General features: G+C 38.6%; 12 protein-coding genes. 5 read left to right on the forward strand and 7 right to left on the reverse strand.

The genetic code is table 11. The features are described 5' to 3' along the window. A partial coding sequence (locus BCG07_RS15380; protein WP_273611334.1) for an integrase core domain-containing protein occupies positions 1–234 on the forward strand: 234 nt, incomplete at its 5' end. A 1-nt stretch (position 235) separates the two neighbouring features. Here the strand turns inward: BCG07_RS15380 and BCG07_RS15385 are convergent. After that, a complete protein-coding gene (locus tag BCG07_RS15385) occupies positions 236–391 on the reverse strand; it encodes a hypothetical protein (RefSeq protein WP_286890971.1) in 156 nt (51 codons plus the stop codon). Positions 392–693: 302 nt separating this feature from the next. Here BCG07_RS15385 and BCG07_RS15390 point away from each other — a divergent pair, with 302 nt between their 5' ends. Beyond that, positions 694–1101, forward strand: a complete 408-nt coding sequence (locus tag BCG07_RS15390) for a hypothetical protein (protein WP_138527740.1) — start codon at positions 694–696, stop codon at positions 1099–1101. 1 nt (position 1102) lies between these two features. After that, positions 1103–1423: a helix-turn-helix transcriptional regulator gene (locus tag BCG07_RS15395; RefSeq protein ID WP_286890973.1), complete on the forward strand. Its 321-nt coding sequence runs from the start codon at positions 1103–1105 to the stop codon at positions 1421–1423. A 171-nt stretch (positions 1424–1594) separates the two neighbouring features. Here BCG07_RS15395 and BCG07_RS15400 read toward each other — a convergent pair whose 3' ends face one another. Continuing rightward, positions 1595–4474 carry a M16 family metallopeptidase gene (locus BCG07_RS15400; protein WP_138741222.1) on the reverse strand — a complete coding sequence of 960 codons (2880 nt, stop codon included), beginning with the start codon at positions 4472–4474 and terminating at the stop codon, positions 1595–1597. Between the two features lie 257 nt (positions 4475–4731). Between BCG07_RS15400 and BCG07_RS15405 the strand changes: the two genes are divergently transcribed. Beyond that, entirely contained in the window at positions 4732–5688 is a 957-nt protein-coding gene (locus BCG07_RS15405; RefSeq protein ID WP_138741221.1) for a methylenetetrahydrofolate reductase, read from the forward strand. An 85-nt stretch (positions 5689–5773) separates the two neighbouring features. On the opposite strand, the gene BCG07_RS15410 is transcribed toward BCG07_RS15405, so the two are convergent. The 4 genes from BCG07_RS15410 to BCG07_RS15425 form a co-directional block, all read right to left on the reverse strand. After that, the gene (locus BCG07_RS15410; RefSeq protein WP_286890978.1) at positions 5774–7507 is read right to left on the reverse strand and encodes a response regulator; all 1734 of its coding nucleotides are present in this window, start codon (positions 7505–7507) and stop codon (positions 5774–5776) included. Positions 7508–7509: 2 nt separating this feature from the next. After that, on the reverse strand, positions 7510–8049 hold the full coding sequence (locus tag BCG07_RS15415) for a heme NO-binding domain-containing protein (RefSeq protein WP_286890980.1): 540 nt from the start codon (positions 8047–8049) through the stop codon (positions 7510–7512). A 241-nt stretch (positions 8050–8290) separates the two neighbouring features. Then, a complete protein-coding gene (locus BCG07_RS15420; RefSeq protein WP_138740922.1) occupies positions 8291–9538 on the reverse strand; it encodes a DEAD/DEAH box helicase in 1248 nt (415 codons plus the stop codon). A 93-nt stretch (positions 9539–9631) separates the two neighbouring features. Beyond that, a complete protein-coding gene (locus BCG07_RS15425; RefSeq protein ID WP_039036485.1) occupies positions 9632–10333 on the reverse strand; it encodes a DUF3581 domain-containing protein in 702 nt (233 codons plus the stop codon). Positions 10334–10505: 172 nt separating this feature from the next. On the opposite strand from BCG07_RS15425, the gene BCG07_RS15430 reads away from it, so the two are divergent. Next, a complete protein-coding gene (locus tag BCG07_RS15430; RefSeq protein WP_138740921.1) occupies positions 10506–10904 on the forward strand; it encodes a hypothetical protein in 399 nt (132 codons plus the stop codon). 96 nt (positions 10905–11000) lie between these two features. On the opposite strand, the gene BCG07_RS15435 is transcribed toward BCG07_RS15430, so the two are convergent. Then, positions 11001–11761, reverse strand: a 761-nt coding sequence (locus tag BCG07_RS15435) for a glutamate--tRNA ligase family protein (protein WP_286890983.1), incomplete at its 5' end; no start/stop codon positions are given.

Consider the following 11761-nt stretch of genomic DNA (forward strand, 5'->3'; position numbering starts at 1 on the left):
GTGGGTGACTCTTATGACAATGCATTGGCTGAAACAATAAATGGATTATTTAAAACAGAGATTATTCGCAGAAATGGCCCGTGGAAGAATGTTGATGCTGTTGAATACGCAACGTTAGAGTGGGTCAATTGGTTTAATAATCAACGCTTATTATCTTCAATTGGGTATATTTCACCAGCTCAATATGAAACAGACTACTATGATAATTTAAACGAGTCAGGTAAAGTGGCCTGACTTAAACAAACTGGTCTCCGATGAACTCGGAGCGATTCACACCAAAGTTTTGCCATCCTTTATTTATAAAAACCATTTCTCCTTCTTTATTAATTACAACAACCTGCTCTGGCATAGTGTCCAAAACTAACTTTAAAAATAATTTATCATCTAGCACGCTTACCTTCAGACTTATAAGAATAATTGTCTGAAAGTATATGTACTTAGCGTTTTTTTGACAAAAATAAATGCGTACTTTTCTTTAAATTTATTATTTACTCAATCAAAGAATAAAAATGATACGACAGCAACACTCATTTTAAACCTGAACGAAAATTAAATAAAACACATTAAAATCAGTAGTTAAACACACATGACATACACAGTGTCATATGCCAAACTGCTCACTGGCATATTCATGACGGCGTAAAAAATAATAATAAACGCTAAATTAGCATCATCTACTCAACAAGGATAACGATGATGAAAAACGACATATTAAATACTAAAAAACTCGGCTATAAATTTTATTTTCAAGATGGCGACAATCAAATAGCCTGTTTTGGAAGTTACTTTACTGGTAAAGAAGAGGTGTACATAAATGATGATTTATTTAGTAAAAAGCGCAATGTAAATTGCACAAGCACCCACTCTTTTGATTTTGAGAACTCACAGTACCAAGTAAAGTTTGACATGCTCAACATACTCACAGGGCGAATGGAATGCACACTTTATAAAGATACAAAAGTCGTTGCCAAACAAATTCAATGCAGTCTTCCTGACGATCCTAAAAAGGCTTTCTTTTTTATTGCTGGTTGCGCATTAGGCGGTGCAGTGTTTGGCTATGCAACTGCAACCATTGTTGAACTATTTGTAGGGAAGCTTTAACGTGCAATTAAATCCTACAACTGTTAAATCACTCAGAGGCCAGTTAAATTGGACTCAGCAGCAACTTGCTGACGCCTGCGATGTTAGTTTAAGAACAATTCAACGGGTAGAGAAAGAAGGTGCAGCATCAAAAGAAACAACAATGGCTTTATGTGCTGTATTGGAAGTACGCCAAGGTGAATTAATTAAACTTGAAGATAACACTAACTCTTGCGATGTTAGTCCAGCTTTAAACACGCGTAATATAACCTCAATTTTAACACTATCGTCAGTAGTCAGCTTTATATTGGGGATGATCACTGTATTTTTTATAATGAGTTGAGGCGCTAAAAAATGTCAGAACGTAAAGAAAAAGAATTACGAGGCCATATCACATTAATAGCCATAATAAGCGCAGTAATAATTTTAGGGTTAGGGATAAAGGTTGGCTCAATGCTATAAAAAAGCCCCAAACGTGGGGCTTTTAATTATCTACAAGTCGTTTTTTTAAGGTTTATTTAAAAACACTATCAACTTTCACTACTTCAATATTGTTAGCCGGAATAGCTAATGCGTAATCGGCAATAACTTTATCCTCTGCAACAAGCGCCGCTGGTTTTTCTGTGTTGTAAACCATTGGCGATGTTTGCTCTGACACTAAACGTTTTTTCATATCTTCACCGTCACCGGTAATAAACACGTACTGCACGTTATCGGTTTGTAGATTATCTTTAATCACCCGATTCACATCAGCAAGCGTTAGCTTTTCAAGTTTACTTGTTACGTATTTTACAAACGATTCAGTTTTATAAAATTCGCTATCAAGTGCATAACCTAGCTGGCGGTTTTGACTTGCTACAAGCTGCGGCACGTAGTTAATTAAAAAGTTACGTGTTGCCTCAAAGTCTTTTTCTGTTAAGCCGTTTTTAATAAGCTTATCCAGCTCAAATAATGCGGTACGCGTTGCAAAGTGCGCGTCGTTGTTAGAGCGAAGTGGGCGCAACCATACTTGGAATATTTGCTCAGAACGCCCTAAATTTGCATCAGGCTTAGTTTGAAACATACCACGTGGGAAGTATTCAATATATGCGTAATCACCGTAATTCATACCGCGCGTTTGACGAATTCGCTCATATAAGTATGAGTTAGAACTACGATGCTCACCAAAGTACGAACGCACAAGCCAAAGGGCAGTCCAATCTTCGCTGCTGCGAATAGTATCAATTGGGAAGCCAAACGACACTGCCGTCGATTGCGCTGATTTTTCTACAATCGTTGCATGATGGCCTTTAAGCTCTGGCGCATCAGGAATACTTAAACGGTTTTGCTCGCCTTTAGGTAAGGTTGCTAAATCGCTCATAATATTTGCTTTAAGCGCTTTTGGCACGGCGCCAATTAAACCCAGTGTTAGTTTAGATTGAGTAAGCTCTGAATTGTAAAATGCTTTTACATCATCAAGCGTTAATGCTTCTAAATCAGAAATATCACCGTAGTTGTAGCTTTCGTATGGGTGGCCTTTGTAAAGCGTGCTGTAGAGTACCTCTTTACCTAGCTCTTCATCGTTAGATGCTTTTAATCCTGACTTAATACCGTCGATCATTTCTTTTTTAAGGCGTTTAAAGTCATCGTCTCTAAAGCCTGGATTAAGTAATTGTTCGCTTACAAGTGCATACCAAGTTTCAGCATTGTCTTTATGAATACGCCCTTGGAACGACAGCATTTCTTTGTCAATCTGGTAACCAAAACTACCTGCAAGCGGATAAAGCGCTTTTTGAATTTCTTTGTAGCTGGTGCTTTGCGACCCACCTTGAGCAAGCATTGCGGCGGTAAGCGCAGCTACACCTTTTTTACCTTGAGGATCAGCAGCTGCCCCTGTATTAAATAAAAAGTTTACATCAATCAGCGGCGAGCTATTGGTTTTATCAAGCACTTTAAATACAGGTGCCTCTGGGGCTTGTTCAAGTTTTGCAACTACTGCACTTAAACTCGCCTCTTCTGCAAACCCCGGTGCTTTATCAAGTGCCGACATAGTCACGGTAGTACGCGTGTTATCTACAAAGTATTTATTGGCAACCGCTTTAATATCTTCTGCTGTGATGTTGTCGGCTGATTTATAAAGCTGGTTAATAACCTCAGGGTCGCGCTCAAAATGCATGTAACTTGCAAGCGTTGATGCAATTGCTTGCGACGAATCTAAACCATTAATAAAGCCATATTTAAGGTTAGACTTTAAGTCACTTAATTTTTGTGCGTCGACCAATTCTGTTCTGGCTATTGCATAAGTGCGGTTAATTGCATCACGCGCTTTTGCTAAATCATCAGCGTTTTCTACTTTTACAAATACATGCAGTAAGCCTGGATCTTTGGTTTCTGGATTATAAGTAAACATTTGACTCGCTATTTGTTTATCAACAACGAGCTCTTGATATAAATCTGAGTTACTTGAAAAATAAAGCTGCGAGATTAAATCAAGTGCAGATCTGTCTTTTTTAGCGGGTTCCCACGCAGCACCTTTATACGATACCAATAGCCAATGCCCCGGCAAGGCTTTATTTTGTTCATGCAAATATTTAGGAGCTTGCTGTTTTGGCTCAGCTTTAATATCGGCAACGTAATTGCCTTTTTCCCAACCACCCCAGTGTTTTTTAACCATTGCCATTGTGGCTTTTGGGTCAACATCACCCACAATAACTAGCGATACATATTCTGGCTTATAAAACTTATCAAAAAACTCTTTACCGTAAGCCATTTGGTCTGGCATGGCTTCTATGTCTTCAAAAAAGCCCATTGTGGTGTGTTTGTAAGTATGCTTTTCAAAAGCCTCTGCACGCACAGCACTTAATAACTTGCGAATCGGGCTGGCGTTATTTTTTAAGTACTCACCTTTTACCGTCAATGCTTCGGTTCTAAATTGCTCTTCGGTGTAGGTTAAGTTTTGGAAAATATCAGCTTCAATCTCAAGTACTTTATCAAGGTGCTGCTTTGAAAAGTTTAAATGGTAGTTAGTGTAATCGTTGGTAGTGTATGCACGGTTATCAACCCCTGCATTTTTGAATATGGCGGTGTATTCGTCTTGCGGAAATTTTTTAGAGCCTTTAAATACCATATGTTCAAAAAAATGAGCAAAACCAGTTTTACCCGCTTCCACTTCATTGCGCGAGCCAACAGAAACCGGTATTTGCAGCGAAACGACATCAGGGTAATCCGTTTTTACAACCATTACACGTAAGCCATTCTCAAGCTCTTCAATTAGGTAATCTTGTGAAAAAACACGGTCATCAGCTTTTTTTATTTGTTCTTGTTTTGCTGTTTGCGTCGTTTCATTTTTTTGCATTGCACAGCCAGTTAAAGCGAGTGATACCGCAAGGCTTGTTGCTAATAATTTAAATTTCATAATTGTCCTTTAGTAAATTGAGCAAAGTTGTTGTCAAAATATTTACAATTTCACTACTAATTATGCCCCAAAGCCAATGAATATAAGAGCCCTCAGTCGCTTTATTATGTAAACAACTGTGTCATGCACTTAATTTAGGAACTCCTTTGTATGAATAATCCTCACGTTGCTTGAAAAACTTTCACTTAAAAAATCTATCTAGACGTCTAAATGGCTGCTATATTAAATCTATCAACCATTGAGCTGGAATGAGGATTATGGCTTTATCACTTCAAGAGAAAATTGAGGACACTAATCAAGGTGTTTATCTTATTGGCACAACGCCACCCAAAATAGGCACTGATAAAGCGCAGTTAAAAACCATTGCAGAAAAACTATTAGGCCGCTTACACGAAATTGAATACGACGGTGTTGTAATTTACGATATTCAAGATGAGAGTAGCCGTACTAATCAGGCTCGTCCGTTTCCATTTAAACAAACGGTTGATCCGCGTGAGTACAGTAAGTTGCTAAAAGACTTATCACGCCTAGATGTAATTACCTACAAAAGCGTAGCGCAACGCGGTGAGGCTGAATTTAAAGAGTGGCTAGATGAAACTAAAAACGAGTTTGATTTAAAAAATGTCGTTTTAGTAGGTAGCCCATCGTCGGAAGGTGATATTAAACTAAGCCTACCTGACGCTTATAAGACATTAGCTAAGCAAAGTGATGACTTCTTTTTAGGAGGCGTTACCATTGCAGAGCGACATGCAAGTAAACGTAATGAACACGAACGCTTAATAGAAAAAACAACACAAGGTTGCCAATTTTTTATATCGCAAGCGGTTTATAATGCTCAAGCTACTATTGATTTAATAACAAGTTACGCGCGTACCTGCAAGGCACAAGGCGTTACACCAAAACGTATTATACTAACGTTTACGCCGTGTGGCGGTGAAAAAACCCTAGAGTTTATGCAGTGGTTAGGTATTTCAGTACCAGAGGCGACCAAATGGCGCATGCTTGACGCAGACAACACCTTGAGTGAATCGGTGCGTATTTGCCGCGAAAATCTCGATTCAATTTTAAAAAGCTGTGCACACCTAGACGTGCCACTGGGTTTAAACATTGAAAGCTTAACAAACCGTAAAGAAGAAATTGACGCATCAATTAACCTATACCGTTTATTAAAAGCAACTATGGAGCTCAACCTAGCTGAGAAACAAATAGCGTAAAGTTAAACTAATTTACACCCTTCTTGGCAAGCTAATGCTTGCCTTTTTTACCTCACCAGCTTATTAAGTAAACAACTCAAAAAAATTAAATACACACCCACTTTGCTATTACTTCAAACATACTTTCAACCTTAATGGGCTTTGAAATATAGCCATTCATACCGCAGTCTTGCGCCTTTAATAAATCCGTTTCTCTTGTATTAGCAGTCATTGCAATAATGGGTAAATTTTTAAACTTTGCTTGTTTTTTTATTTCTGTGGCTGCGTTATAACCATCCATTCTAGGCATTTGGCAGTCCATTAACACACCATCGTAAGTTTTATGTTTTAGCGCATCTAATGCCTCAAGGCCATCGTTAGCAATATCAACAATTAAGCCATTTTTACGTAGTATTTGTGTAGCTACTTGTTGATTGAGCGGGTTATCTTCAACCAATAAAATATGAATACCTTGCAGTTTTTGTAGTGTGTTTTGTGTATTTAAGCTCTGTTGTGATTCTGGTTTTTTTAGTGTTTTTATATGCATAATTTGTAAAAGTACGTTATGCAAAGTACTTTTAATTATTGGTTTTATGAGTACTTTATAAGTGTTATTACCAAACCCTAGTAGGCTTTCGTTTAGCGCTTTATTTTCACAAGGCGCTATTACAATTAGCTTTTTTGCATTTAATTTAAGCTTATTGCGCAAAGACTGCGCAGCACTATCATGATTTAAATTTAAAGTTCGCCAATCTATAAATATAAAATCGTAATCATGTAGAATGCCTAGCCGGTCTAATACTTGGTTGATGTTGTTTACAGTGTCAAATTTTACTTCAAAACCTAAAAGCAGCGTTTGTAATGATGTTAACTGACTATCTGAACTCTCAATAACAAGTGCTCGCTTGGCTCTAATTTGTGATATTTCAAACTCATTTTGCTTAGTCGAATAATTGAGTGGAATAGTAAAACTAAAGCAGCTCCCCTTATTTAATTTGCTGTTTACTGTAATATCGCCCTGCATTAGTTCGACCAATGTTTTGCTTATTACCAAACCAAGCCCCGTTCCACCAAACTTTCGGGTTGTCGATACGTCAGCCTGAGTAAAAGGTTTAAATAGTGAGTCAACTTGTGCTTGGGTCATCCCAATGCCGTTATCTGAAATAGAGAAAGCAACACTGCAATAACTATCTACTTTCTGAACTAGTTTTACAGCTAATATAACCTTACCCCGTGTTGAAAATTTAAGTGCATTATTTAACAGATTTAATAGTACTTGGTTGAGTCTTAATGCATCACCAATAAAAAAGTCAGGCAGTAAGGGGTCAATATCAAACACCACTTCAATTTTTCTTTGTGATGCTAGCGTGCTAATAATATTTACAAGATTTTCTAGGAAGGTATTAAAATTGAATTCTTTTTGTTCTAGCTCTATTTTACCCGCTTCAACCTTTGAAAAGTCTAAAATATCATTAATTATTCCTAATAAAGACTCTGCCGAATAATGAATTTTTTCAACATAGTCGCGCTGTTTTTCCGAAAGCTCAGTATCTAAAGCCAAATAAGCCATGCCTATTATGGCATTCATCGGGGTGCGAATCTCATGGCTCATGTTTGCTAAAAAGTCTGATTTAGCCTCATTCGCAGCTTCTGCATCTTGTTTAGCCAGTTCAAGGTCGTGAGTTCTGTTAGCAACCTCCTGCTCCAAATTTTCAACCGCACCTTTGAGTACCTTATTGGCTTCGTAAAGCTGTAACGATTTGGCTTCAAGTAGTTTTTCAGCTTCTTTTCGTGCCAAACGCTCTCGTTCTAATCTGCGCTGTAAAAGAGCTACATCCATATTTAACCGACCAGAGTTAAGTTAAATGTAGCAACTTGATGATCGTCACTGATATCGCTGCGTATGCTGATATTTTCCTTAAAATGCTCGGCTGCACCTTCTATTAACCCCTCAGCGAGCACTGCAAAGGGATTACTCGAATGGTAAACCATCTGCATTTGAGTATCACTTAATCGCTTGGTTTGAAAACTAGGTAACTCAACGTCGGTGTACAATTTTTCAACTTCTACATGCACGTGTCTATCTATGGTATCTAAAAAATCAAACGTGGTAGTGAGGTTTTCAAAAAACTGTGGGTAGTAAACTAAGAAGCGCGTTAACAGATATTTTCCGTACTCTTTAACCAGTACATCTACTGGAATATCGACAATGTTGCTCAACAAAGTCACTAATTTTAAAAGCTCTTGCTTGTTATAGTTACCAACGCTGGTGTAAATCCCATTGGAATCCAGTTCGTTTTGTTCAATAATTTGATCGGCAACGGCAGGTGAAAATGTGCTTTCGACCATTTCTAAAAATTCAGTAAAAATAATACCTTTCATCGCTCTACCAATCTATTAGTCGTAGATTAAGTATAGATTTAAACTGTAATAATGCACATTTGTAAGAAGAAAAAACACTTACAAAGTATTGCGATTTAAAGGGGGGATTATTTATTTTGCCGCTTTATGTAAAAGTGACCATTAAAATAAGCGCAGCTGATGTGTATAAAATTGCTAAATACTATTTAAAACTCATTTTTTATCACTAAATGGGGCATTAACTGCCCCATGCTACTGGCTATTATTTTCGTCGTCTGCTTGGTGCCCTTTTGCCTGTAATACGTTTTTTATCGCGATCTTTACGCGCTTTGTTAGTGTTTTTTCGGTTATCTTTAGGGGCTTTGTTTAAGTCAGGCTCGTAACCTTCTAACCATTGTGATGCTAAACGCGTATCAAGTAGTACTTCAATTTCTTCAAGTAGCCATTGCTCATCAATACTTACAAGCGACATTGCAAGCCCTTGCTCGCCTGCGCGACCCGTACGGCCTATGCGGTGTACGTAGTCTTCAGCTATATATGGCAGCTCAAAGTTTATTACGTATTTAAGCGCAGGAATATCAAGCCCGCGTGCAGCTACATCGGTGGCAACTAATACGCGTGTAGTGCCTTCTTTAAAGTTTTGTAGTGCACGGTCGCGCGCGCCTTGCGATTTATCGCCATGAATGGATTCTGTTTTTAAACCGTCTTTACACATTTCTTTGGCAAGCTTATCGGCCATTTGTTTGGTGCGCGTAAATATAAGTACTTGGCGCCAATTTTTCATGCCAATCATGTGCGATACAAGTTCGCGCTTACGGTCTTCATCAACTGCGTAAATAATTTGCTCTACTTCAACGGCGGCTGAGTTACGTTTATCAACTTCAATCAGCTCGGGGTTTTTAAGTAGTTTTTTACTTAGCTCAAACACGCTGTCATCGAATGTGGCTGAGAACAATAAGGTTTGGCGATCGCCTGGAATGTGGCGCAAAATACGTTTTATTTCATCAATAAAGCCCATATCGAGCATGCGGTCTGCTTCATCAAATACTAATGAATCAACACTAGAGAGCACCACACTGCCTTTAACTATATGATCGAGCAAGCGACCTGGTGTTGCCACTATCACTTGCGCCGTTTTAAGTGCTTTAATTTGCGGGCCAATACTTGCGCCGCCATACGCTAAAGCACCCTGAACATTACTGCCTTGAGCGTATTTTTCAAAGCTTGCAAACACTTGCTGAGCAAGCTCACGCGTAGGCGTTAAAATGACCACTCGAGCAATGCCTGGCTCATCCTTTTTAGGTGTATTTAAAAGCTTATGTAGTAGTGGCAATACAAAGGCTGCTGTTTTACCTGTGCCAGTTTGTGCGCTGCCCATTACATCATTGCCCGCGAGAATTGGCGGAATAGTTTTAATCTGAATTGCGGTAGGCTGAGTGTAATTATTTTGCTCAATCGCTGTTAATAATAACGGGTCGAGATTAAGTGATGAAAATGATGTAGCGGACATAGGCTTAGCTTTAAAATAACAAAGAGCGCCATTATACCTGAGCTTTAGCAATAAAAAAGGCGCTATCAATAGCGCCTCATTTAAATGCTGATTTTAAACTGGTTTTAAGGTCGCTTTTCGCTCATTATAAAATGCGATTAAGTCATCAACCGTTGCTTGGCAGTATTCACGAATACCAGACACCACCATGTGCTTTTCACCAAAACCAACTTTTTCGCCGTTTTCTAATAGGTTAAAGCGCAGAGTAATTTTGCCGCGTTTACCTGTATATTCAAAGCTTGGCTCAGCAAACTCAAGCGTTGGTGCTTTAATCTCAATGTTATCAAGATTAATAATCATCGACTCGTAAATAACCATAGGGCGCGCTGGGTTAATCATTACCTCTTGCTTGCCCATTAACGGAATAATGACATGTGGGAATGCCGCACCAGAAAACTCAACATAGTTTTTTATTAGGCTATTTGTAAGTGTTGGGCATTTGCTGGTTTTGCCTTCGCGTTTTACCTTTAAAATTACTTTATCGCCGTTGGTTACATCAAACTCATCATCCCCTTGTGGGAAGTTAAGTTTGGTATTTTCGTCAACCATGCCAGCAAAGGTAAACTCCATTCGCTCACTTATACCGTAGCGGTCTAACACTAAAGAAAAAAGTAAGTCTCCTGGCGCGCAAAACTTTTTGGCATCTTTATCATGAAGTGGATTGTAATCATCTGCAACGCACTTTGCGAAACGACACCCTTGCTCACGAGAGATAGAAACATAATCAGCGTGCTGCTGAAAGTAAGGACTTAACATAGTTTGTTCACTGCTTAAACTGCTTATAACTTACCCATACTACCAGAAAAAATTTAAAGAGAGGTCGAATCACTTACAAAATGATACAACTTACTTTTGTTTTTGTTTTGCTTGCTTTTGTTTTTATTGATAATTTGTTCTTAAGCCAACAATAACTAAGGGATTAATCATTATGCTGCGTATTTTTGCTGTAACCTGTGTGCTAACTGCACTTACTGGGTGTTCTGGCGTTACTTACCATACCAATATAAACAACGATGTTTTAGGTGATGAAATTGGTACTTATGTAAATAAAAGAGATCTGCATCAATTTTATAGTGACCAACAAGCCCATGAAAGCGGTGCTTCATTATTAGGCCGAATTGAAGGCGAGAGCTGTAATGGAGATGGCCGTGGTGCAAACAGTAACGTTAGTTACAATCGCGCTAAATCAAGTGCCATTGATTCACTTAAAGTGGATGCAATGCGCAGAGGCGGTAATGCCTTTACTATTAATTCTTGTAGAGAAACTCCTCAATCTTATTGCGACATTTCGGTTACTTGTACTGGTCAAGCTTACGACTTGAAATAAATGCAGTAATACCAGAACTAATTAACACTGGCTCCCTAAAACAAAAAAGCCGAGCTTATTTAATAAGCTCGGCTTTTTAAAAAGTATGACTAAAGATTATGCGCTTGGGTATGTGCGGTAAGCACGCTCAATATTTTTAGCCTGCTTTTTAGAAATACCTAAATGAGCAAGTGCTACACGTAAACGCGCACGTGATAGGTCAGAGCCTAAAATTTCCATTGCATCAAGTACCGACGTCGATGACGTTTTACCTGTGATTGCTACAAATATTGGCTCTAAAAAGTCTTTAATTTTAAGCTCATGGAATGTGGCAACCTCTTTTGCAATGGCAAAAATAGCTGGCTTATCAAAACTACGTAAGCCTTCTAATTGCCATACAAAAAATTGTAGTGCTTGGCGTATTACATTTTCGTCGGCTTTGCCCGCCGTTAACAGCGCTGGGTCGTAAGTTGGAATACCACCTACAAAATGACCTGCTAAATCAACCATATCCGACAACGTATTAATACGCGTTTTAGCTTCTGGTAATACTTTAGCTAGCATTTCGCCGTTAAACTTCCAATCAACAAAGCGCTGCACAAGCTCTTCGTCAGTCAAGTTTTCGCGGATCCACGTCCCGTTCAACCAGCTTAACTTATCTACGTCAAATACTGGGCCACCAAGCGATACACGCTTCATGTCAAAGTGTTCAATCATTTCATCAAGTGTGAACTTTTCACGCTCGTCTGGCATTGACCAGCCCATGCGGCCTAAGTAGTTAAGTACCGCTTCTGGTAGGTAACCCATTTCTTTGTAGTAATTGATACTTGTAGGGTTTTTACGCTTAGAAAGCTTTGACTTATCTGGGTTACGTAATA

This window comes from Pseudoalteromonas sp. ESRF-bin5 (genome assembly GCF_002632075.1).
Lineage (GTDB): Bacteria > Pseudomonadota > Gammaproteobacteria > Enterobacterales > Alteromonadaceae > Pseudoalteromonas > Pseudoalteromonas marina.

Excerpts from the sequence above, each read along its gene's own strand:
- BCG07_RS15390 (WP_138527740.1), top strand. The coding sequence starts at position 694 with ATGATGAAAAACGACATATTAAATACTAAAAAACTCGGCTATAAATTT.
- BCG07_RS15405 (WP_138741221.1), top strand. The coding sequence starts at position 4,732 with ATGGCTTTATCACTTCAAGAGAAAATTGAGGACACTAATCAAGGTGTT.
- BCG07_RS15400 (WP_138741222.1), bottom strand. The coding sequence starts at position 4,474 with ATGAAATTTAAATTATTAGCAACAAGCCTTGCGGTATCACTCGCTTTA.
- BCG07_RS15430 (WP_138740921.1), top strand. The coding sequence starts at position 10,506 with ATGCTGCGTATTTTTGCTGTAACCTGTGTGCTAACTGCACTTACTGGG.
- BCG07_RS15420 (WP_138740922.1), bottom strand. The coding sequence starts at position 9,538 with ATGTCCGCTACATCATTTTCATCACTTAATCTCGACCCGTTATTATTA.
- BCG07_RS15425 (WP_039036485.1), bottom strand. The coding sequence starts at position 10,333 with ATGTTAAGTCCTTACTTTCAGCAGCACGCTGATTATGTTTCTATCTCT.
- BCG07_RS15415 (WP_286890980.1), bottom strand. The coding sequence starts at position 8,049 with ATGAAAGGTATTATTTTTACTGAATTTTTAGAAATGGTCGAAAGCACA.
- BCG07_RS15410 (WP_286890978.1), bottom strand. The coding sequence starts at position 7,507 with ATGGATGTAGCTCTTTTACAGCGCAGATTAGAACGAGAGCGTTTGGCA.